Origin of the sequence: Paraburkholderia ginsengisoli NBRC 100965 (assembly GCF_000739735.1) — a bacterium.
GTDB lineage: Bacteria > Pseudomonadota > Gammaproteobacteria > Burkholderiales > Burkholderiaceae > Paraburkholderia > Paraburkholderia ginsengisoli.
Genome location: NZ_BBJF01000019.1, coordinates 133,688 through 156,357 on the forward strand (window position 1 = coordinate 133,688; position 22,670 = coordinate 156,357).

21 protein-coding genes and 1 tRNA gene are annotated in these 22,670 nt (G+C 63.9%); 12 read left to right on the plus strand and 10 right to left on the minus strand.

Annotated features, from left to right (window positions below):
* Positions 1-74 precede the first annotated feature (74 nt).
* The 9 genes from BGI01S_RS24095 to fdnG form a co-directional block, all read right to left on the minus strand.
* Positions 75-770 carry a septal ring lytic transglycosylase RlpA family protein gene (locus BGI01S_RS24095; protein WP_232624436.1) on the minus strand — a complete coding sequence of 232 codons (696 nt, stop codon included), beginning with the start codon at positions 768-770 and terminating at the stop codon, positions 75-77.
* A gap of 463 nt (positions 771-1,233) precedes the next feature.
* Positions 1,234-1,584: a hypothetical protein gene (locus BGI01S_RS24100; protein WP_232624435.1), complete on the minus strand. Its 351-nt coding sequence runs from the start codon at positions 1,582-1,584 to the stop codon at positions 1,234-1,236.
* 159 nt (positions 1,585-1,743) lie between these two features.
* Positions 1,744-1,839: transfer RNA gene (locus tag BGI01S_RS30375), tRNA-Sec, on the minus strand.
* Positions 1,840-1,866: 27 nt separating this feature from the next.
* A complete protein-coding gene (selB, locus tag BGI01S_RS24105) occupies positions 1,867-3,780 on the minus strand; it encodes a selenocysteine-specific translation elongation factor (protein WP_042328593.1) in 1,914 nt (637 codons plus the stop codon).
* Positions 3,777-5,231: an L-seryl-tRNA(Sec) selenium transferase gene (gene selA / locus BGI01S_RS24110; RefSeq protein ID WP_084585484.1), complete on the minus strand. Its 1,455-nt coding sequence runs from the start codon at positions 5,229-5,231 to the stop codon at positions 3,777-3,779. The genes selB and selA overlap by 4 nt, the downstream gene beginning before the upstream one ends.
* A gap of 36 nt (positions 5,232-5,267) precedes the next feature.
* Positions 5,268-6,269, minus strand: a complete 1,002-nt coding sequence (fdhE, locus tag BGI01S_RS24115) for a formate dehydrogenase accessory protein FdhE (RefSeq protein WP_042328594.1) — start codon at positions 6,267-6,269, stop codon at positions 5,268-5,270.
* A 100-nt stretch (positions 6,270-6,369) separates the two neighbouring features.
* Entirely contained in the window at positions 6,370-7,026 is a 657-nt protein-coding gene (locus BGI01S_RS24120) for a formate dehydrogenase subunit gamma (protein ID WP_042328595.1), read from the minus strand.
* A complete protein-coding gene (gene fdxH / locus BGI01S_RS24125; RefSeq protein ID WP_042328596.1) occupies positions 7,013-7,945 on the minus strand; it encodes a formate dehydrogenase subunit beta in 933 nt (310 codons plus the stop codon). Before fdxH ends, BGI01S_RS24120 begins: the two co-directional genes overlap by 14 nt.
* Before the next feature lie 9 nt (positions 7,946-7,954).
* Positions 7,955-11,023, minus strand: coding sequence for a formate dehydrogenase-N subunit alpha (gene fdnG, locus BGI01S_RS24130; RefSeq protein ID WP_084585485.1), 3,069 nt, complete (start codon positions 11,021-11,023; stop codon positions 7,955-7,957).
* A gap of 189 nt (positions 11,024-11,212) precedes the next feature.
* Here fdnG and BGI01S_RS24140 point away from each other — a divergent pair, with 189 nt between their 5' ends.
* The 5 genes from BGI01S_RS24140 to BGI01S_RS31205 all read left to right on the plus strand — a co-directional run bounded on the left by BGI01S_RS24140 (position 11,213) and on the right by BGI01S_RS31205 (position 15,303).
* Complete coding sequence (locus tag BGI01S_RS24140; protein WP_042328599.1) at positions 11,213-11,581, plus strand: hypothetical protein; 369 nt, start codon at positions 11,213-11,215, stop codon at positions 11,579-11,581.
* Between the two features lie 241 nt (positions 11,582-11,822).
* Positions 11,823-12,887 (plus strand): selenide, water dikinase SelD, encoded by a 1,065-nt coding sequence (gene selD / locus BGI01S_RS24145; RefSeq protein WP_042328600.1) that lies wholly within the window; start codon positions 11,823-11,825, stop codon positions 12,885-12,887.
* 111 nt (positions 12,888-12,998) lie between these two features.
* Positions 12,999-14,069: a tRNA 2-selenouridine(34) synthase MnmH gene (mnmH, locus tag BGI01S_RS24150; protein WP_042328601.1), complete on the plus strand. Its 1,071-nt coding sequence runs from the start codon at positions 12,999-13,001 to the stop codon at positions 14,067-14,069.
* Between the two features lie 25 nt (positions 14,070-14,094).
* Complete coding sequence (locus BGI01S_RS24155; protein ID WP_042328602.1) at positions 14,095-15,150, plus strand: permease; 1,056 nt, start codon at positions 14,095-14,097, stop codon at positions 15,148-15,150.
* Between the two features lie 18 nt (positions 15,151-15,168).
* Positions 15,169-15,303 (plus strand): hypothetical protein, encoded by a 135-nt coding sequence (locus BGI01S_RS31205; RefSeq protein ID WP_042328603.1) that lies wholly within the window; start codon positions 15,169-15,171, stop codon positions 15,301-15,303.
* 75 nt (positions 15,304-15,378) lie between these two features.
* On the opposite strand, the gene BGI01S_RS24165 is transcribed toward BGI01S_RS31205, so the two are convergent.
* A complete protein-coding gene (locus BGI01S_RS24165; RefSeq protein ID WP_042328604.1) occupies positions 15,379-16,701 on the minus strand; it encodes an MFS transporter in 1,323 nt (440 codons plus the stop codon).
* Between the two features lie 240 nt (positions 16,702-16,941).
* Between BGI01S_RS24165 and BGI01S_RS24170 the strand changes: the two genes are divergently transcribed.
* The 7 genes from BGI01S_RS24170 to BGI01S_RS24200 all read left to right on the plus strand — a co-directional run bounded on the left by BGI01S_RS24170 (position 16,942) and on the right by BGI01S_RS24200 (position 22,548).
* Positions 16,942-17,685 carry an IclR family transcriptional regulator gene (locus tag BGI01S_RS24170; protein WP_042328605.1) on the plus strand — a complete coding sequence of 248 codons (744 nt, stop codon included), beginning with the start codon at positions 16,942-16,944 and terminating at the stop codon, positions 17,683-17,685.
* A 69-nt stretch (positions 17,686-17,754) separates the two neighbouring features.
* Positions 17,755-18,807 carry a cyclase family protein gene (locus BGI01S_RS24175; protein ID WP_042328606.1) on the plus strand — a complete coding sequence of 351 codons (1,053 nt, stop codon included), beginning with the start codon at positions 17,755-17,757 and terminating at the stop codon, positions 18,805-18,807.
* A gap of 30 nt (positions 18,808-18,837) precedes the next feature.
* Positions 18,838-19,539: an SDR family oxidoreductase gene (locus tag BGI01S_RS24180; protein WP_042328607.1), complete on the plus strand. Its 702-nt coding sequence runs from the start codon at positions 18,838-18,840 to the stop codon at positions 19,537-19,539.
* Positions 19,540-19,541: 2 nt separating this feature from the next.
* Positions 19,542-20,501 (plus strand): 3-hydroxyacyl-CoA dehydrogenase, encoded by a 960-nt coding sequence (locus BGI01S_RS24185; RefSeq protein WP_042328608.1) that lies wholly within the window; start codon positions 19,542-19,544, stop codon positions 20,499-20,501.
* 75 nt (positions 20,502-20,576) lie between these two features.
* Complete coding sequence (locus tag BGI01S_RS24190) at positions 20,577-21,905, plus strand: short-chain fatty acid transporter (RefSeq protein ID WP_042328609.1); 1,329 nt, start codon at positions 20,577-20,579, stop codon at positions 21,903-21,905.
* A 49-nt stretch (positions 21,906-21,954) separates the two neighbouring features.
* Positions 21,955-22,239 (plus strand): muconolactone Delta-isomerase, encoded by a 285-nt coding sequence (gene catC, locus BGI01S_RS24195; RefSeq protein WP_042328610.1) that lies wholly within the window; start codon positions 21,955-21,957, stop codon positions 22,237-22,239.
* 12 nt (positions 22,240-22,251) lie between these two features.
* Entirely contained in the window at positions 22,252-22,548 is a 297-nt protein-coding gene (locus tag BGI01S_RS24200; protein WP_042328611.1) for a YciI family protein, read from the plus strand.
* Positions 22,549-22,670: the final 122 nt, after the last annotated feature.

Consider the following 22,670-nt stretch of genomic DNA (forward strand, 5'->3'; position numbering starts at 1 on the left):
TTTGCTTTTTCGAAGGACGCACAACGGAGACGTTGTCCGCACGAGAAACGTCCCGCCGTCATCGTGACGCCATATCAATTCGACGAACGGCGATCGCGCGAGTCGGCCGACGGCTTGCCACGCGGCGTTTCCGCGGCGCCTGCGCCGGGCTTCACGCTGCCGTCGGACTGCGGAACTGCCAGCGGCTTGACTTCGACGGGGGCGGTGCCATTTTCTTTCAATCCGAGCTTGTCGGCGGTTTGGGGCGACACATCGACGATGCGATCCTTGACGTAAGGGCCGCGATCCTTGATTTCGACCACCTCGTTGTTGCCGTTTTCCAGATTCGTGACCCGGGCCTTGGTGCCAAGCGGCAGAGTCTTGCTCGCGGCCGCGTTGGATTGCGGATCCATGCGCGAACCGTCGGCCATCTTTTTCGAGTAGAACTTCCGGCCGTAGTACGAGGCCTTGCCTTTGCGCGTCTTGCCGGAGCGATCAAGACCCGCGTGGTGAGCGGCCTTAGGGCGCGCCTGCGTGGCATCGGTGGATTCCGCCTTTTGCGCCGCAAGCGCGGCGCTCAGGCAGCACGACAGGATCAGAAACAGGAACGTCCGAAGTTCGCGTTTTCGGCCGGGCCATAAACGGGTGGGGTCGAAGTCGCCGCCAGATTCGTACATCGGAAATTCCGGTGTCATCCCAAACGGTAGCCACCGGGTTTTCACACGCACCAATTCCGCTTTGGCGAAAACGCCAGGTCGCCGATTCTCTGCGGTATGAAGACCATTTTTCATCGACCACTCCTCTTCAGCCTGACAAAAGCAGTGGGCACCTGATTGAGCGAGACTGGACAGCTGAATCCCAAGCGTAGATGGGATGTTGAAATCGTCGCGCGTTGGACTGCTGTCGTATGTACGGCACCGACCGGATGTCGCTGCATTCAATCTATCAGCGAGCCGCTTCGAATCAGGCGACGAGACGGGAGTTGGCGTTGGTTCTGGCTGTCTCGCGCGCCCGGTCGCGCTTCGCACGCACATCGCCATGTTCGCTCCATGCGGGAGTGGGATTGTGCCGCCGGTCCGGATCCTGGATGGCCCGCTTGATATCGACAACTGCCGCTTTACTTCGGGGACATCTCGAAGTCTTCGATGCGTCTCCCGGATATGTTCGACGGCGGCGCCGACGCGGGGCTTGCGAAGGGCGGGACCGTTTCGGCACTCCAGGCGCCCCCCGGCGCAAGCGCTGAAAATGCGGGGACTAGTGGTCGTTTCGCAAGCCGCCGGGCCGGCCGTTGACGTCGCTGTTCGCGCCGCTGTTTGTACCTTTATTCAGTCCGTTGGTTTTCGCGCTATGGGAGCGCGGCGTCGTCGGGCCGTTACCCGCCGCGCCAACGCCGATAGCGGTTCCGGCATCAGTGCGCGTGTCGCCCGGCGAACCGTAACCCGCTTCGTTCAAGGTCTTTGTCGAACCGGTGCTCGCGCCGGGCTTTGCGATTCCACCCGCCACGTTGACGGCTTGCCCGTATGCCATCGCCGATAAGGCCGTGGCGAGAGCCGAAGCGAAAAATAGCCTGGTTATAGGTTTCATGCTCACCTCCGAAAGAGACATCTCATGCACCATCAGCCGCGCACATGGTGATCGCCGCAAGCTGCGTGCCTTGCGGCGGCGCTTTACCGCCCCGTGCAGCGAAGCGGCCGACTCAAGCGCTCCTGGCTCCGGCGGCTTTCTCGCGTGGATTGGCGCGTGTTTAGGGGGAATGAGGGCTCATGGCGGAAGGCAGCCGGAGTCGAACCGACCTGAGAACGTCTGACGCCCTCAACTGGGTTTGAAGCCCAGCCGCACCACCGGATACGAATGCCTTCCTACGGTGATTGAACAACGCGTTGCCGATCAGAACAGATCGAGCCAACGACTATCCGTGCGCAACAGGTGTAGCCCACGGTGGAAGCGAGTATAACCAACCCGATCGAAGAACTCCAAAAGCTGAATTGCGCGCTTGCGGCCCAGTCCGGTGACGTCGCGAAAAGGCGCCGCCGCCACCGTGCCCGCGTTCTTCCGCGCCTCGGCGGCCGCGATCGTCGCCAGTTCGCGAATCACCTCCTGGTGATAGAACAGGTCGTGCACGACCTGGAATAGCTCGCCCTGGCGCGCGAGTTTGCGCAGCAACTGGCGCATGCGTTCCTCGGGCACACCATGCGCCGTCGCGAGATCGCGCACCCACGGCGGATCGAAGCGCCCCACCTTCACTTCGGGCAGCAGCGCCGCCGCGAGCGCGCGGTCGGCGTCGTCGAGCGTCACCGTGTGACCCGGTAGATGCAGCCACGGCCCGCGCTTGGCAATCGCGCCATGCGCCGCGGCATCGTCGACGAGCGCGCGCCACAACGCATCGTCCACCAGCGGCGCCGCGATCCGCCGCAAACGCGACACGTCCGGACCCAGCTCGTCCGGCGAGCGCTCGTGATATTGCGCGAGTGTCGCCGTCAGCCGATTGCTCAACGCCTGCCAAGACGCCTCGGCGACGAGCAACGCGTCGTGACCCGGCAACTCGATCACGCGCGTGCCGGGCGGCAACGCGAGCGCAGCCGCCGGCATGCCCGTCAGCCGTTCCAGCAACGCACGCGACACGCCATGCGGCGCCCGCGCGAACATCGCGTCGAGCGCGCCGGTGTCGAGCATCGTCTGAATCGCATCGAGCCACGCGAGGCGCTCCGCCGAGCGCCGTTTGCGCGACGGAGCGAACGGATCGAGCACATGGCCGCCGCCCACCGTGCGATCGGCCTGTGCATTGCGCACGACGAAGCGGTCGCCCGGCACCGCGCACATCGGCCGCTCGAACACGAGCTGAACGCGAGCGCACCGCCCCGCGCCGAGCGTTTCGCCTTCGAGCAACGCGACATGCGCCACCTGATGCTGCGTGCCGAGATGCACATGCAGCGGCGCCCAATGCTCCAGTGTGAGCGGCGCATCGGCAAGCAGCGTCAGCATCACGTCGATCCGTTCCGACGCCTGCGACAGCCGTGGATCGACGATCCAGTCGCCGCGCTCGATCGCGCTCTTCTCTATGCCCGCCAGATTCAGCGCGCAGCGTTCGCCCGCGCGCCCCGTTTCGGCCGGGCGATTCTGCGCATGAATGCTGCGCACGCGCACCGCTTGATTCTTCGGCGCAAGCAGCATCGTGTCGCCGACCGTGACGCTGCCCGAAACCACCGTCCCGGTAACGATGGTCCCTTGCCCCGCGAGCGTAAACACGCGATCGACGGCAAGCCGGAACAGGCCGTCGGCGCGCTTCATATGCCACGCCGCGGCAGCCGCATGCAGATGGGTCTTCAGCGCGGCCACGCCGGGATCGTCGGCGCGCGTCGCGCAGGTCTCGAACATGGGCGCATCGTGCAGCACGCCACCGCTCACGAACGCGGCCACCTCGTCGCGCACTTCGCGCAAGCGCTGCGCGTCCACGCGATCCACCTTGGTCAGCGCAATCGCGCCACGTCCGATCCCGAGCAGTTCGACGATCGCCAGATGCTCGCGCGTTTGCGGCATCACGCCGTCGTCGGCGGCAATCACGAGCAGCGCGAAATCGATGCCGCTCGCGCCGGCGGTCATCGTGTGCACGAGTTTTTCGTGGCCGGGTACGTCGATCAGGCCGAGCACGTCGCCGTTGTCGAGCGGCACGTAGGCGTAACCCAGTTCGATCGAAATGCCGCGCGCCTTTTCTTCCTTCAACCGATCCGTATCGACGCCCGACAACGCCTTCACCAGACTCGTCTTGCCGTGGTCGATATGCCCCGCCGTGCCGACGATCATGCGCTCACGCCCTTCAGTGGTTCGTGCGGTTGCTCGTTGAACTGCGCGATCAGCTGCGCTTCATCGGCGGCTTCGAGGCAGCGCAGGTCGAGGCGTAGCGCGTCGTCCGCGATCCGGCCGATCACCGGCCGCGCCATCTCGCGCAGCAGCTTTTCCAGCGCGAGCAGATGACGGCCGCCGCGCTTGCCGTCGCCCATCCGAACGACGAGCCCGTAGCTCGGCAGCACGTCGACCGGCAGCGCGCCGCTGCCGATCTGGCTGAACATCGGCTCGGCAGCCACCGCGTAGCGCTCGCCGAGCGCGCGCTGCAACGCCGGCTGCACGCGCTCCGCGGCGAGACGGATGTCATTGGCGGGACGCGTGAGCAGGCGCAGCGTAGTCAGCCGCTCCACCAGTTTCTCCGGCGCGCGATACAGCTGCAGCACCGGCTCCAGCGCCGCGAGCGTCAGCTTGCCGACGCGCAGCGCGCGCTTGAGCGGATGCTTCTTGATCTTCGCGATCAGATCGCGCCGCCCGACGATCAACCCCGCTTGCGGACCGCCGAGCAGCTTGTCGCCGCTGAACGTGACGAGGTCCGCGCCGGCTTCGACGGTTTCGCGCACGGTCGGCTCGCGCGGCAAGCCCCATTGACTCAGATCGACCAGCGTGCCGCTGCCGAGATCCACCGCGACCGCGAGACCGTGCTCATGCGCGAGCGGCGCGATTTCGTCGAGGCCGACCTCTTTGGTGAAGCCATTGATCGCGTAGTTGCTTGCGTGGACCTTCATCAGCAGCGCAGTTTGCGGTCCGATGGCTTCGGCGTAGTCCTTCAGATGCGTGCGATTGGTCGTGCCGACTTCGCGCAGTTTCGCGCCCGCGCGGCTCATGATGTCAGGAATGCGAAACGCGCCGCCAATCTCCACCAACTCGCCGCGCGACACCACGACTTCTTTCTTCGACGCCAGCGCGGACAGCGTGAGCAGCACCGCGGCGGCGTTGTTGTTGACAACGGTGGCCGCTTCGGCGCCGGTCAGCTCGCAGATGAGTTCGTCGATCAGATCGTCGCGGTCGCCGCGCTTGCCGGTGCCGAGATCGAATTCGAGGTTGGCGGGTTGCGTGAGCGCTTTCATCACCGCCTGCACCGCTTCGTCGGGCAATAGCGCGCGGCCCAGGTTGGTATGCAGCACGGTGCCGGTCAGATTGAACACGCTGCGCAAGCGCGATTCGTTGCGTCGGCGCAGCGCGGCTTCCACCGCCGCGTGCAGCCGCGCGATGTCGAGCGCGCTGACCGACACATCGCCCGCCTGCGCGCTGGCGCGCCAGGCGTCGAGCGCGGCGCGCACCGCGACCAGCACCTGCGTGCGGCCGTAATCGCTAACCAGCGCCGCGAATTCCGCCGACGCCATCACCTTTTCCACCGACGGCACGCGCGCCATCAGCGCACGCAATTCCGAGCCGCTCACATCGCTCACGAAGCAATCCCTTTGAAGTGGTGTGTCCCGCGGATTCTAGTCGGACGCGGAGTCGCCGGCGGGCTCATCCGCGCCGCCTGCCTGCTCGGGCCACAGCCACGGATGCGGCGACGCGCGCCGGTAACCCTCCGCCCCCATCAGCAGATCCAGCGTGAGGCTGGCGAGATCGTCCGCGAACGGCTCGAAATCGTAGTCCTTCGACTGAATGCCGATCTTGCGGTAAGTATGGCATTCGTCGCACGACTCCGCCTTCAGGACGGCGTTTTTCGATTCGGCTTCGCGTGTCGCTTCGTCGGCGTCCGGCGAGCCGACCGCGTGATAGGCGATGCCCTTCGTCGAATCGCAGTTCGAGCATTTCGAGCGGACCATGTGCCACTCGGTCGAGCACAGGCCGCATTGCAGGTAGCGGTAGTTGTCGGACGCGCCTCCGACTCGCACGATGCTCGCCACCGGATGCGAACCGCACACAGGGCACAGCCCGAGCGTTTCGAGGTACGGCACTTCGCGCTTGTCGATGTCGGCGGCGAGATCGGTCCACACAACCTGCAGCGCGGCCATGACGAACGGCGCGGCGGCCGGGTCGACTTCGTCGAAACGCTGCGCGAAGATCGCGTCGGCCTGGGCGTCGAGCGTCGCCGGGTCGAACGTGCGCAAGCGCGCGATCAGCTCGACGAGCGGCGGCGTGAGCGGGCCGGCGGCTTCGATTTTTTCCAGCAGTTGGCGCAGCACATCATGCCATGCGGGATCGCGTACGCCGGAAAGCGCAGGGATCAGTGGCATCGAATGCTGTTGCGCGCTCGCGATCAGCTCGGCGCTGGGCGGCTGCGCCTTGAAGCCCGCGATCACCTCCTGCTGCGCGTCGGCAAGCACGGACATCAGCCGCAGATAGCCGGCGATCGGATTGTTGAGGGCCGCCAGCTGACGCAGACGCGCGGCGCGCGGCGCGAATACCGCGAGCCGTTCCGGCATGCGGATGCGGGGAATCGCCGTGTGATCGAGCGACTCGATATCGCCCGCTTCAAGAATGCGTTGAACCACAGTATCGACCTCTAAAAACTGAAGAGCCGCCGCGTTTCGTCGAACGAAGGCGGCGGCTCGGTGCGCAGCGCGCGAGAACGCGCGCCGCCTTATCGACTGGTCACTTGCCGATGATTTCCTTGAACCAGTTCGGATGATGCTTGCGCGCCCAGCCGTACGTGACGGTGCCGCGCGTCATCGCGCCGATCGAGCCCTTCACCCACAACGCCGCGTAAATATGCACGACGATGCCGACGATCAGCACGAACGCCGCGGCCGCATGCACGACCGCCGCGAGACGGATGATCTCGATCGGGAAATAGAACGAGAAGTAGCGCCGCCAGATCACGATGCCGCTCGCCAGCAACAGCACGAGGCAGACCACCATCGTGAAGAACAGCAGCTTCTGACCGGCGTTGTACTTGCCGATCGCGGGAAGCTTTTCCTCGCGATTGTTCAGCACGTCGTCGATCTGCCTCATCCACTGAATGTCGGCTTTATCCAGATAGTTGTGATGCCAGAAGCGCAACGCAAGAATCAGGAACGACACGAACATCACGCAGCCGACGAACGGATGCAGAATCCGTGTCCATTGCCCGCCGCCGAAGATCGCGTAGAGCCAGGACATCGCCGGATGAAACATCGCGAGGCCGGAGAGCGCCAGCAACACGAACGTGATCGCGGTGATCCAGTGATTGGTGCGCTCGTTCGGCGTATAGCGCACGATCAGGCTATTGCCCTTCACGTCCTTCAGCCCGGTTTGCTCAGGATGCTTCATTGGATGCCTCCCTCGAACGGCGTGCTTCGTCGGCTTCGCGCTGGGCTTCGGCTTCTTCCTCCACCGTCACCTCGTTCGGACCGACCCGCGTGTAATGGAAGAACCCAGCCACGGCCGCGAACGCGATACCCGCGAGCGCCAGCGGCTTGGCCAGCCCCTTCCACAACGAGACCATCACACTGATCTTCGGATTGTCCGGCAAGCCGTGATACAGGCTCGGCCGGTCCGCGTGATGCAGCACGTACATCACGTGCGTGCCGCCCACGCCGGCGGGATCGTACAGACCGGCGTTCTGGAAACCGCGCTCCTTCAGATCCACGATCCGTTCCGCCGCCTGATGGTGCATGTCTTCCTTGGTGCCGAACATGATCGCACCGGTCGGACAGGTCTTCACGCAAGCCGGTTCCTGGCCGACCGCCACGCGATCCGAGCACAGCGTGCACTTGTACGCGCGGTTGTCTTTCTGCGAAATGCGCGGCACGTTGAACGGGCAACCGGTCACGCAGTAGCCGCAGCCGATGCAGTTTTCCTCGTGAAAATCGACGATGCCGTTCGTGTACTGCACGATCGCGCCAGGCGACGGACAGGCCTTCAGACAGCCCGGGTCCTCGCAGTGCATGCAGCCGTCCTTGCGGATCAGCCACTCCAGATCGCCCTGCTGGTTCTCGTACTCGGAGAACCGCATGACGGTCCACGAGTGTTCGGTCAGATCGGCGGGGTTGTCGTAGACGCCGACGTTCACGCCCACTTCATCGCGCAGATCGTTCCATTCCATGCAGGCGGTCTGACACGCCTTGCAGCCAATACATTTCGACACGTCGATGAGCTTGGCGACCGTGCCCGTGACCGGCTCACGCACTTGCGGCGGAGGCAAGGTCGTGGCCGACATGCGTCTGATATCCAGTGATTGCAGTGCCATCTCTTTTCCTTATGCCTTTTCGACCTTGACGAGGAACGACTTGAATTCCGGTGTTTGCGAATTCCCATCGCCCACGGAGGGCGTTAGCGTATTGACGAGATAGCCCGGTTGCGTGACACCCTTGAAGCCCCAGTGCAACGGCAATCCGACCGTCTGGATTTTCTTGCCTTCGATCGTCAGTGTCTTGATCCTCTTGGTGACGAGCGCGACGGCGATGATGTGCCCGCGATTGGAGGACACCTTGATGCGATCGCCCGCCACCACGCCGACTTCCTTCGCCAGGTCCTCGCCGATCTCCACGAACTGCTGCGGCTGCACGATTGCATTCAGATGCGCATGCTTGGTCCAGTAGTGGAAATGCTCGGTCAGACGATAGGTAGTGGCCGTATGCGGGAAGTTCTCGTGCGTGCCGAAGGCCGCCCGGTCGCCCGGGAACACGCGCGCCGCCGGATTGCTGACGACCGCCTTGTTGTCCGGATGCAGCGGGTTGTAGCCGAGCGGCGTTTCGAACGGCTCGTAGTGCTCGGGGAACGGCCCTTCGACCAGCCCGTCGCGCGAGAAGAAGCGCGCGACTCCCTCCGGATTCATGATGAACGGATTCATGCCGTTTTCAGGCGGCTCGTCGACCTTGAAGTCAGGGATATCGGCGCCCGACCACGTCTTGCCGTTCCACGCGATCAGCTTGCGCTTCGGATCGAACGGCTTGCCGGCCACGTCGCACGACGCACGGTTGTACAGAATCCGCCGGTTCGCGGGCCACGCCCACGCCCAGTTCAACGTGTTGCCGATGCCGGTCGGGTCGGAGTTGTCGCGGCGGCCCATCTGATTGCCCGCCTGGGTCCACGATCCGCAGAAGATCCAGCAGCCGCTCGCGGTGCTGCCGTCGTCGCGCAACTGCGCGAAGCTCGCCAGCTGTTCGCCCTTCTTCGCGAGCACCTTGGTTTTGTCGGTCGGATCGGTGACGTCGGCGAGCGCCTTGCCGTTGAACTCCATCGCGATCTCTTCGGGCGTCGGGCTCTCCGGATTCGAATACGGCCAGCTCATGTTGAGGATCGGATCGGGATACTTGCCGCCGTCCTTTCGATAAGCATCGCGGATGCGCAGCCACAGCCCCGACATGATCTCCAGGTCGCTGCGCGATTCGCCCGGGCCGTCCGCGCCCTGCCAGTGCCACTGCAGCACGCGGCTCGAACTGACCAGCGAGCCGCGCTCTTCCGCGAAACAGGTGGTCGGCAGACGGAACACTTCGGTCTGGATCGATGCCGTGTCGACGTCGTTGAAAGCGCCGTGGTTCTTCCAGAACTCCGACGTTTCCGTGGCGAGCGGGTCCATGATGACGAGCCACTTCAGCTTGGCCAGACTCGCGCCGATCTTCGCCTTGTTCGGGGCCGCGGCGAGCGGGTTGAAGCCCTGCGCGATATAGCCGGTCATCTTGCCTTGATTCATCAGCTCGAAGACCTGCAGCATGTCGTACGACTTGTCGAGCTTGGGCAGATAGTCGAAGCCGAAGTTGTTCTCGGCCGTCGCGTTATCGCCCCACCACGACTTCATGAAGCTCACGTGGAACGCGCGATAGTTGCGCCAGTAGCTCAACTGGTTCGGCCGCAGCGGTTGCGTCGCGCGCTTGGTGATGTACGCGTCGAAGTCCTGCTCCGCTTCGAGCGGCAACGTCATGTAGCCCGGTAACAGGTTCGACATCAGGCCGAGGTCGGTCAAGCCCTGGATGTTCGAGTGGCCGCGCAGCGCATTCATGCCGCCGCCCGCGATGCCGATGTTACCCAGCAGCAACTGCACCATCGCGCCGGTGCGGATGATCTGCGAACCGACCGAGTGATGCGTCCAGCCGAGCGCGTACAGGATCGTGCCGGCGCGTCCAGGGACGGCCGTCGATGCCAGCATTTCGCACACGTGCAGGAACTTCTCTTTCGGCGTGCCGCAGACTTTCTCGACCTGCTCTGGCGTATAGCGCGAGTAGTGCTGCTTCAACAACTGATAGACGCAGCGCGGGTTCTGGAGCGTCGGGTCGACCTTGACGAAGCCGTCGTCGCCGCGCTCGTAGTCCCACGAACTCTTGTCGTAGCTGCGCTTCTCGGCGTTGTAGCCGGAGTACAGACCATCCGTAAACGAAAAATCCTCACGAACGATGAACGACATGTCCGTGTAGTTCTTCACGTACTCGTGCTGGATCTTGTCGTTGGTGAGCAGGTAATTGATCACGCCGCCCAAAAACACGATGTCCGAGCCGGTCCGGATTTGCGCGTAATAGTCCGCCACCGACGCCGTGCGCGTAAAGCGCGGGTCGACCACGATCAATCTTGCCTTGCGGTGCGCCTTGGCTTCCGTGACCCACTTGAAACCGCACGGGTGCGCCTCGGCCGCATTGCCGCCCATCACGAGAATCACATCCGCGTTCTTGATGTCGACCCAATGGTTCGTCATCGCTCCACGGCCAAACGTCGGGGCAAGACCTGCCACCGTCGGGCCGTGTCAGACACGTGCTTGATTGTCGAATGCGAGCATGCCAAGACTACGGATAGTCTTGTGCGTCAAATAACCTACTTCATTGCTACCGGCGGATGCGGCCAGCATGCCGGTGGTCAGCCAGCGGTTGACCTTCTTGCCGTCTTCGGTCGTCTCGACGAAGTTGGCGTCGCGGTCTTCCTTCATCAGCTTCGCGATGCGGTCGAGCGCGTCTTCCCACGAAATGCGCTTCCACTCATTGGAGCCGGCCGCGCGGTACTCGGGGTACTTCAGACGGCTCTCGCTATGAATGAAATCGATCAGGCTCGCGCCCTTCGGGCACAGCGTGCCGCGATTGACCGGATGATCGGGATCGCCTTCGATATGGATGATGCTCGACTTCGCATTCTTGGCGTTGTCGCCAAGTCCATACATCAGGATGCCGCAGCCTACCGAGCAGTACGGGCAGGTATTGCGAGTTTCAGTTGTGCGCGACAATTTGTACTGGCGGACTTCCGCGAGCGCGGGTTCCGGCGAGAAGCCCATCAGGGCGAGACTCGATCCGGCTAGCGTAGTGGCGGAGACTTTCAGGAATTGTCGCCGGGACATATGGGTCATTGAATGGCCTCGGCTCTTTGGGGTACTGAAAGGATTATAGGGTGCGACATTCAGTCCTGCAGCCAGACTTGCGCGTTTAGACAACGCCGGAAATATGAACTTTCTCAGCCGGTTTGAACCGCGCCGGGCATTATTCGTGCTGCGTTGATTGAGCTGCATTAACTTCCTACTCTGGATCTGTACGCTCCTATGACACGCCGATCTCTTATCTCTTTTTGTGCAAGCAATTTTTACAACCTCGCGAAGCGGCAGGCGGCGGCGAGCGGGGCGTCGGTCGCGGCCGCCGCGCTAGGTGGCGTGTTGCTCGTCGCAGGGTCATCCGCGAACGCGCAAATCCCGCAGAACAGCGGCTCGGCCCAGCAGGACAATCGCACGTCCGCAATGGGCACCACGCCCGACCCGAGCGCGTCGATGGTTCACGAGTCGCAAAAACCGCAGGCGAAGGACGGCGGCTCGGCGACCTCGCGCGGCAAGACGGGTAAGAAAGATCACAAAACGCAGGGGGCGGGTGGTTTTGACAATGGCTTGTACGGCACCGGAGCCGGCAGCAACAAATAGCCGTCGCGGCGAGTCAATTTGTCGCAGCTGAACGGAATACATTTTGCGTTTTCAGGCAGATTTTTCGTCGCTTTTTTGCTCACGTTTTCGTCGTCTAAGCGAGCGTTATTGAGACGACGGGCGGTGCGCGGCACGTTCCCTTATTTCCCGGCGCAAACGCATGCGCGAGGGGCGCCGCCGCAGCGCGGTGCGCGAACAACCCGCATAATTGCGGTCATTCGCAGCCCGAGACTCGCGCACCATGACCGACATCCACACCCAGACCAGCCCGTCACCCCGCCTCACCAGCCTGTCGCACGGCGGCGGCTGCGGCTGCAAGATCGCCCCCGGCCTGCTCGCCGACCTGCTCAAGCGCAGCGCGCCGCTGCCCTTTTTCCCCGACCTGCTGGTCGGCAACGACACCGCCGACGATGCCGCCGTCTACCGCCTCAACGACGAGCAGGCGATCGTCGCCACCACCGATTTCTTCATGCCGATCGTCGATGACCCGTTCGACTTTGGCCGGATCGCCGCGACCAACGCGTTGTCGGACGTGTACGCGATGGGCGGCAAGCCGATCATGGCGCTGGCGATCGTCGGCATGCCGATCAACGTGCTGCCGCACGACGTGATCGCAGCCGTGCTGAAGGGTGGCGAGTCGGTGTGCGCCGAGGCCGGCATTCCGCTCGCTGGCGGCCATTCCATCGACTCGGTCGAGCCGATCTACGGTCTCGTCGCGATCGGCGTGGTCGATCCGAAGCGCGTCAAGCGCAATGCGGGCGCCCAGGCCGGCGACGTGCTGATTCTCGGCAAGCCGCTCGGCGTCGGCATTCTGTCGGCGGCGCTGAAGAAAGACCGGCTCGACGCCGCCGGCTACGCCGCGATGATCGGCGCGACCACCAAGCTGAATCGCCCGGGCGCGGAGCTGGCGCGGCTGGACGGCGTGCATGCGCTCACGGACATCACGGGCTTCGGTCTGCTTGGCCACACGCTGGAGCTGGCGCGCGGCTCGAATCTCACCGCCCGCGTACGATACGCGGATCTGCCGTGGCTGCCGGACGTGGTCGGCCTCGCGGAAGCCGGGATTTTCACCGGCGCCTCGGGACGCAACTGGGACGCGTACGGCAAGGACATCGTCTTGCCCGCGACGTTGCCGTCGACCGCCCGCGCGCTCCTGACCGACCCGCAAACCTCGGGCGGCCTGCTCGTGTCGTGCACGCCGGAATCGGTCGACGAAGTGCTCGCGCTGTTCCATGCCGACGGCTTCGGCGACGCGCGCGTGATCGGCGAAATGGTCAGTGGAGAACGGCGCGTCGAAGTGGTCTGACGCGTTTGGCGCATGTGGCGCGTTTGATTAACGCGCGGGGCGGCCTCGCCAGCCGCCCTGACACCGCATGCGATAATTCCCCTCTCCCGCCGGCCCGTTGCGTCCCTACCCTTGAAAAACCTTCTCGTCAGCCTCGATAAAGCCCGTGATTTCGATGAAATCATCGATGTCCGCACGCCTCTCGAGTTTGCGGAAGACCATATTCCCGGCGCGCTCAACGCACCCGTGCTGAGCAACGAAGAGCGGGTGCTGGTTGGGACGACGTACAAGCAGGTGTCGCCGTTCGAAGGCACCCGCATCGGCGCCGCGCTGGTCGCGCGCAACATCGCGCATCATCTGGAAACGACCTTCGCCGACCGGCCGCGCAACTGGCGGCCGCTGATCTATTGCTGGCGCGGCGGCAAGCGCTCGGGCTCGGTCACGACGCTGTTCAACATGATCGGCTGGGGGGCGCGTCAACTGGACGGCGGCTACAAGAGCTATCGGCGCTTCACGCTCGAAACGCTCGAAAGTCTCCCGAAGACCTTCTCCTACATCGCGCTGGTTGGCCCGACCGGCAGCGGCAAGACGCGCCTGCTGGCCGCGCTGAACCAGGCGGGCGCGCAAACGCTCGACCTTGAAGCGCTGGCCTCGCATCGCGGCTCGCTGCTCGGCGCATGGGCGGGCGTGCCGCAGCCGTCGCAGAAACGATTCGACACGCTGCTCGTTAGCGCGTTGCGCGAGTTCGATGCGCGCCGGCCGGTGTTCGTCGAAGCCGAGAGCCGGCGCATCGGCTCGGTTGCGTTGCCGCTCGCGCTGCTCGAAACGTTTCACCGCGGCGCGTGCGTCGAAGTGGTGTCGAGCCACGAAGATCGCGCCGAGTTCCTGCTGCACGACTACGCGCACCTGTTCGACGACCCCGGCGCGCTGAAAGGGCAACTGCAACGGCTGATCGGTTTGCATAGCCGCGAGCGCGTGACCGGCTGGGAGCAGCTTGTCGACGCCAACCGGCGCGCCGAGCTCGCACACGAGTTGATCGAAAAACATTACGATCCCGCCTACGCGCGCAGCAGCCATCAGCATTTCGTGCAGTTACCGCAGGCGGTGCAAATGACTTTCCGCCCCAACGACGCCGACGTCGTCGACCAGGCGAAAACGCTGCTGGCGAGGCTCGACAGCCGCGCGCCGGCTGCCGTGACCTGATTAAAAACCACGCTTGAGACCACCCATGCAATCAACGCTTCGACAACCTCGCGTCGCGCTCGGCTGGATCGTATTCCTGCTGATCGCCGTCGTCGGCCTCTTCTACGTGAAGTGGTTCCCCTATTACAACCGCGCGTTCGTCGCGGCGAGCCAGCACTCGATCGGCAAATCGATCCTGATGGGCACGTCGGCGAGCGCGCCCGCCGCGTCATGGCAAGCCGCGATCGACTACGCGTTCGCGTACGGCAAGGCCATCTGGCAAGCGATGGTGCTCGGGCTTCTGCTCGGCTCGGCGGTGCAGGCGCTGATTCCGCCGCAATGGGTCGCGCGCGCGCTCGGCCGCAGCGATTTCAGCAGCGTCGTAAAGGGCGGCCTGATGTCGTTGCCGGGCATGATGTGCACGTGCTGCGCCGCGCCGGTCGTCGCCGGTTTGCGCGCGCGTCAGGCGGCGCCGGGCGCGGCGATCGCATTCTGGCTCGGCAACACCGCGCTGAATCCGGCCACGCTGATCTTCATGGGCTTCGTGCTCGGCTGGCAGTGGATGGGCTTGCGGCTCGCACTCGCCATCGTGATGGTGTTCGGCCTCGGCTATCTGGTGAACCGCATGGTCACGCCGAAAGAAGCCGAAACGTCGCGCGAGGCGCTCTCGCAACTGATCACCACCGACAACCCCGGCACTGCCTTCACGCGCTGGCTGAAAATTCTCGCGAGCATGACGCTGCGCCTCGTGCCCGAATACATCGTGCTGGTGCTGATTCTCGGCGCGGCGCGCGCGTGGCTGTTCCCGCACATCGGACCGAACATCGACAACAGCCTGCTATGGATCGTCGCGTTGGCAATCGCGGGCACGTTGTTCGTGATTCCGACCGCGGGCGAAGTGCCGATCATCCAGGCGATGCTGTCGTTCGGCATGGGCGTCGGCCCGGCCGGTGCGTTGCTGATGACGCTGCCGCTGATCAGCGTGCCGTCGATGGCGATGCTCGGACGCTCGTTCCCGCGTCGCGTGCTGACCGTGGTTGCTGTGGCGGTGGTGGCGTGCGGGGTGGTGAGCGGCTTGTTAGCCGTTGCTTTGGGCTTCTGATTAACTGCTTTCCCGCGTATGAAACGAATCGCCGCATTCACTCTGACAAGCTGGTCGGCCGCCGGGCTGCTATATGTCGGACAGCATTCGGTGGCGCTGATCGTGATCAGCGGCGTCGTCGCGCTGGCCGGCTTCGATCTGCTGCGTCCCTGACAACCAAGCCCGCGTCGACAGCGACGCGGGCTTGCGCGCCTCGACGGCGCTATCTTTCCCCTTCGGCGCGAACCTTCAGTTCTGCGCCAGCATTGCTTCACGCGCCGCATCGCGTGCGCCTTCCTGATGCATCCGCGTGATCAGACCGAGCGCGCAGAACAACGTAATCAACACATGCAGCACGCCGAGCGCGACCACCGACAGAATCGACCCGGTCGCGCCGAGCAGGTATTGCCCGAGAATCGGCGTCGTGCCCGCGAACACCATCCCGCAGATTTGATAGGAAAGCGAAATACCCGTGTAGCGCACCTGCACCGGAAACGACTTCGCCAGTATGCCGGCCATCGCCGCGTAATACAGCGAGTGCGGAATCGACGCGAGCGCCATGCCGAGCATCGCGAGTTTCGTCGAGCCCGTTGCGATCAACGAAAACATCAGCGGCAGCGCGACGATTTCCGGCACCAGCATGTAAATCACCGCTTTTTTCAGGTCCATTTTCGTCGCCAGCAATGCGCCGAACGGTTGCACGATCAGCTGCACGACGATCGCTCCGGTGATCACCGTGAGAAATTGCGTACGGTCGAAGCCGATGCTCGTCACGGCCCACGACAGCGCGAACGTCGTCTTGAAGTAGGTCGCCGACAGGCCGATCACGCACGCCCCCACGCCCATCGCCACGAGCCCTTTGTGGTTGCGCAGCACTTCGCCGATCGGCAGCTTGGCGACCTTGTTGCGGTCCTTCAATTGCTGCATCGCCGGCGACTCGTCGACGCTCATCCGGATGAACATGCCGACCACCACGAGCAGCGCGGAGAACAGGAACGGCACCCGCCAGCCCCACGTCATGAACTGGTGATCGGGCAGCGTCGAGGTCAGCAAAAACGCCACCGTCGCGAGCAGGTTGCCGGCGGGCGAGCCTTGCTGCGCGAACGCCGAATAGAGAATCTCCTTGCCCTTCGGCGCGTGTTCGGATGACAGCACCACCGCGCCGCCCCACTCGCCGCCCATCGCGATGCCTTGCATGAGTCGCAGCACGATCAGTAGCGCGGGCGCGGCCAGGCCGATCTGGTTGTAGGTCGGCAGCAGCCCCATGCCAGTCGTGCAGCAACCCATCAGCATCAACGTGATGATCAGTGTTTTCTTGCGGCCTACCTTGTCGCCGAGGTGGCCGAAGATGATCCCGCCGATCGGCCGCGCGAGAAAGCCCACCCAGAAGGTCGCGAACGCGGCGAGCGTACCGGCCAGCGCCGACGTGTGCGGAAAGAAGATTTTGCCGAGCACGAGCGCCGCCGCCGTGCTGTACGCGTAGAAGTCATACCACTCGATCGTGGTCCCGACGAATGAGGCGATACCCGCTTTACGGGCGTTGCGGTGTTGCATTTCCAGCGTGAGCGCCATCGATCTACGTCTCCATGTTGTGTCGCGAATGCGGCGAACGAACTTCGCGCCCGCTCGCGGCGATGTTCGATTAACGAACTCCGTTTCCGGTAGCGAACAGGAAGCGGACTATAGGGATCGTCGGCGATCGGCGTCAATCAAGGGATTACCCTGTGACAACGGCGGGCAATGCTCCTGTCGGCTAGGTGTATACCCCGCCCCCTATTGCCAGCTGGCTGTCGATCTGTCGATAATGTTCTCATGGATGTGAAAACAGCAGTACGCGTCTTCGACGTGATAAACCTCTTTGCCGAAGTGCGGCAACCCATGATCTATAGCGAGATCGCGCGTCGAACCGAGATCCCGCTGTCGAGTTGCCACGCGCTTCTGCAAACGATGGTGGCCAAGGGCTACCTGTACGCACCGGGCGTGAAGGCCGGCTACTACCCGACCCAGCGGCTGCTGCACGTCGCCCGCGACATCTGCAGCGAAGACCCGCTCACGCTGCTGTTCCAGCCGCTGCTCAGTTCGCTGCGCGACGCGACCGGCGAGACCGCCGCGCTCGCCACGCTGGCCGGCAATCGCGTTGTCTATCTCGACGTGATGGAGTCGCGCCAGAAGATTCGCTACAGCGACGAGCCCGGCGGCTTCATGTACGTGCATGCGAGCGCTGCGGGCAAGGCGTTGCTCGGCGCGTTGTCGGTGGAGGCGCGCCGCAAGCTGCTCGACAGTTGCGAGCCGTGGACCGCGTCGACCGACGGTTCGGTGATCGATCGCAAGACGCTCGAAATCGAAGTCGAGCAAGGCGTGAAAAACGGCTGGCATCGCTCGACGGGCGAAAACGTCGAAGACGTCGCCGGTCTCGCGCGCGGCTTCCTGATTCACGGCGAGGCGTTCGCGCTGGTGATCGGCGGCCCGAAGGCACGGCTCCTCAAGAACGAGCAGCAGGCGATCGAAGCGCTGCTCGACATTTACGGCCAGATCCCGCCAGCTTTGCTCGCGTGACGGCGCGCCGCCACGGTTCGTTCGGTATCCGAACTGTGCAGCGCGCAGGCCAGATCAAAAGGATTTGCAATGCGCTGGAAGAACAGACCGGAAGGCTCGAACTGGGGTGAGTTCGGCGCCGACGACCAACTCGGCAGGCCGAATCTGATCGGCACGGAACAGGTGCTCAAGGGCGCGCGCGAAATCCGCGCGGGCCTGAGCTTCTGTTTGTCATTGCCGCTCGACTTTCCCGGCGACAACAAGCTGAACGTGCGCCGTCATCCGCCCGTGTTGCGGCCGACGTTCAGGGACGGCCTGCCCTACGTGAACTTCCCGTTCGCGCGCAACGAGCCGGGCGCCACGGATGTGGTCAGCGACGATCAGGTGCTGTTGAGCCTGCAATACTCGACGCAATGGGATTCGCTCGCGCATGTCGGCGCGCGCTTCGACGCGGACGGCGACGGCGTTCCCGAGAGCGTCTACTACAACGGGTATCGCGCGCACGCGGACGTCGTCGGGCCGATCGAGTATCGGGCGGACGATGGCTTCGCGCCGCACGCATGCGGCGGCGAACACAGTCACGCGGACGTGCTCGGCATCGAGAACCTCGCCGTCAAAGGCATGCAAGGTCGCGGCGTGCTGGTCGACCTGGTCGCGCACTACGCACGCGAGCATCGCACGGTCGGCTACGACGACCTGATGTTCGCGATCGACGCCGACCGCGTGCAGATCGAACGCGGCGACATGCTCGTGCTGCGCACCGGCTTCGCCGAGATGGTGCTGGAAATGAACCGTCATCCTGACGAAAGCGTGCTCGATCGTCAGTGCTGCGCGCTCGACGGCCGCGACGAACGCCTGCTGCAATGGCTCACCGATTCGGGCATCGCCGCGCTCGCCGCCGACAACTACGCGGTCGAACGCTATCCGGCACGCGCACCTGCCACGCCGGGCGAGCATCCGCTGATGCCGCTGCATCACCACTGCCTGTTCAAACTCGGTTTGCCCCTCGGCGAACTCTGGTACTTGCGCGATCTCGCCGCATGGCTGCGCGCGAACGGCCGCTCGCATTTCATGCTGACCGCGCCACCGTTGCGCTTACCGGGCGCGATGGGTTCGCCCGTCACGCCGATCGCGACCGTCTGAGCTTTTCCTCTTTCCTTTTGAATCTGAAACATGGCCAAAGAACGAGTGTTGATTACCGGCGGCGCCGCCGGCATCGGGGCGGCATGTGCCGCACGCTGCGAGGCGGATGGTTATGACGTGGTCGTGATCGACCGTGTGGGCGACGGATTGATCGCCGATCTGTCGGACCCGCAGGCGACGGCAAGCGCGCTCGAACGCGCGCTCGCGGACGGGCCGATCACCCGGCTCGTCAATAACGTCGGCATCGTGGTGCCGGCGAATGCCGAAGAGCAATCGCTCGAAGAACTCGAACGCGCGTGGGCGCTCAACGTGCGTTGCTCGCTGCAGTGTATGCAGGCGCTGTTGCCGGGGATGAAGGCGGCGGGCTTCGGGCGCATCGTCAACATGTCGTCGCGTGCGGCGCTCGGCAAGGAATTGCGCACCGCCTATTCGGCGACCAAGGCCGCGTTGCTCGGCATGACGCGCGTGTGGGCGCTCGAACTCGGCGCGTTCGGCGTGACCGCGAACGCGATCGGCCCGGGCCCGATTCGCACCGAACTGTTCGACCGCGCGAATCCGCCCGATGCGCCGCGCACGCGGGCGATCATCGACAGCGTGCCGGTCAAACGCGTCGGCACACCGGACGACGTCGCGCACGCCGCGTCGTATCTGCTCGATGCGCGCAGCGGCTTCGTCACCGGTCAGGTGCTGTACGTGTGCGGCGGGATGACCGTCGGCGTTGCGGGAGTCTGAGCATGCACGCCCAGACGACACGGCGTGCGGGCATTGTCGGCGGCGGCAGCATCGGCATTGCGTTCGCGGTGGTGTTCGCGCGTGCCGGCTGGCAAGTGCGTCTGTTCGATCCGGCGGCCGAGCGGCGTGAGTTGGCGCCGCTGGAAATCCGGCAACGGCTCGACGAACTGACACGCTTCGGTCTGCTCGATGAAACGGCTGACGCGATCGCCGCGCGCGTCGAAATCGTCGAGACGCTCGACGCTGCCGCAGCAGAAGCCGATCTCGTCGAGGAATGCGCGCCCGAGCGCGAGGACATCAAGCGCGATCTGTTCGCGCAACTCGATCGCGTCGCGCCCGCAAAAGCGATTCTCGCGAGCGCGTCGTCGTTTCTCGCGGCCTCGCGTTTTATCGACGCCTCGTTGCCGGGCCGCGGCCGCTGCCTGGTCGCGCATCCGGGCAATCCGCCCTATCTGATTCCGGTCGTCGAGATCGTGCCCGCGCCGTTCACCCACGACGACGCTGTCACGCGCGCCATCGACCTCTTCACCAACGCCGGTCTCAAACCCGTGCGCGTCGCGAAGGAAGTCGAGGGCTTCGTCTTCAACCGGCTGCAAGGCGCGTTGCTGCGCGAAGCGTATTGCCTCGTGCGCGACGGCGTCGCATCGGTGGACGACATCGACACCGTCGTGCGTGAAGCGCTCGGTTTGCGCTGGTCGGTGATCGGCCCATTCGAGACCGCCGATCTGAATACGCGCGGCGGCATCGCTTCGCACGCGCAGAAGATGGGTCCCTCGTATGCACGCATGGGAGCCGAGCGCGGTCAGCACGATCCGTGGACGCCGGAACTCGTCGAAGGTGTCGCCGCCGCGCGCCGCAGCGCGTTGCCGCTCGACCAATGGGAAGCGCGCGTCGCCTGGCGCGATCGCGCGTTGATGAAGCTGGCCCAATATCGCAAGGAATCCGTATCGAACGATTCATAGCCGCGTCCGTTATATCCGGCCGTATCCGCCGCATGACCCGATAACTACTATTCGACCAAAGCTAGAGACAGTCCCATGCAGAAAATCACCGCTTTCTTTACCGAGCTGATGCGCAAGTATCTGCCCGACCCGTTCGTGTTCGCCATCGGCCTCACGCTGCTCACGATGATTCTCGCCGTGCTCGTGCAGGGCCAGGCGGTCACCGCGCTCACGCTGAGCTGGGGCAAGGGCTTCTGGGCGCTGCTCGCGTTCACCACGCAGATGGCGGTGATTCTCGCGATGGGCTACGTGCTCGCCACCGCGCCGCTCACCGAACGGCTGCTCGACCGGCTGGTTGCGCGGGTGCACGACCCGCGCATGGCGGTGATCGTCGCGACGCTGGTCGGCGGCATCGGCAGCTATCTGAACTGGGGCTTCGGTCTAGTGATCGGCGGCATCGTCGCGCGCAAACTCGCGATGAGCATCAAGGGCGTGCACTATCCGCTGATCATCGCGTCCGCGTATAGCGGCTTCACGATGTACGGGCTGGGGTTGTCGGCGAGTATTCCGGTGCTGATCTCGACCAAAGGTCATCCGATGGAAGCGCAGATGGGCGTGATTCCGCTCGCGGAAACGATCTTCTCGCCGACCATGCTGATCACGAGCCTCGTCGTCATCATTACGTTGCCGCTGCTCAACGCGTGGCTGCATCCGAAGCCGGGCCAGCCGGTCACGGAAATCGACCCGGCGCTGTACGAAACGCCGAAAGCCGCGACGCCCGCGCTCGATATCGACGAAAGCAACACGATCGCCAACCGCCTGAACAACAGCCGCCTGCTGAGCTATCTGATCGGCGCGATCGGCGTAATCTACGTCGTGCTGTATTTCCACGGCGGCGGTTCGATGGACCTGAACCTGATCAACTTCATCATTCTGTTTCTCGGCATCATCCTGCTCGGCACGCCGATCCGCTACGTCGAGAAGCTGAACGAAGGCATTCGCACGATCAGCGGCATCATCCTGCAGTACCCGTTCTATGCGGGGATCATGGCGATCATGGCGTCGTCGGGTCTGGTCAATACGTTCTCGCATTTCTTCGTGAACATTGCGACGCCAGCAACGCTGCCGTTCTGGGGTTTGATCAGTTCGTTCTTCATCAACTTCTTCGCGCCGTCGGGCGGCGGGCACTGGGTGATTCAGGGGCCGTTCATGATCGAGGCGGCCAAGTCGATCGGCGCATCGGTGGGCCACACCGCGACCGCCGTGATGCTCGGCAACGCATGGAACGATCTGATCCAGCCGTTCTGGATTCTGCCGGCGCTCGCGTTGTCGAAACTGAAACTGAAGGACATCATGGGCTATACCGTCATCATGATGTTCTGGATCGGTATCGTGTACACGGTGGCGATTCTCGCCTGGGGTTGAGCAAAGATCCGGCCGCAACGTGGCGGCCTCATTGATGAAGAGGTTTCGAATGCTATATCTGGTTCATATGCAGGTGCAGATTCCCGCCGACGCCGACAAGGCGTTGACCGATCGTCTGAAGGCCGAAGAAAAAGCGTTCTCGCAGAAGCTGCAGCACGACGGTAAATGGCGCCATCTGTGGCGCGTGGCCGGACAGTACGCGAATTACAGCGTGTTCGACGTCGAGTCGAATGACGAGCTGCATACGCTGCTCAGTTCGTTGCCGCTCTTTCCGTACATGGTCGTGAACGTGACGCCGCTCGCGCAGCATCCGTCCGCAATCGCACCGAACTGAAGCGGAGAGCCCATGCCCTACATCATCGAAACATTCGACAAGCCCGGCCACGCCGATGTCCGCGCGCGCGAGCGCGATACGCATCTGGCGTTTCTGGAGAAGAACAAGGCGCTGCTGCTGGCATGCGGCGCGAAGCTGAACGACGACGGCAGCGGCGCGGGCGGCGGTTTGTATGTGGTCGATCTCGACACGCGCGAGGAAGCCGAACGATTCATCGCGGGCGATCCGTTTGCGTTGGTCGGCCTGTTCGAGCGCGTGACGATTACGCGTTGGCGCAAGGCTTATCTTGATGGCGAGTGTTATTTATAGCGAGGCCTGTCGACGTCAGCGCAGGCGAGTTAGTCTGCGTCGCACGGTTAACAGTGTTGCGGCTGTTAGCCGTTTTCTTTTGTGCGTAGGCGTCAATGCGTCCATGCGTGAGCGCGAAAGAA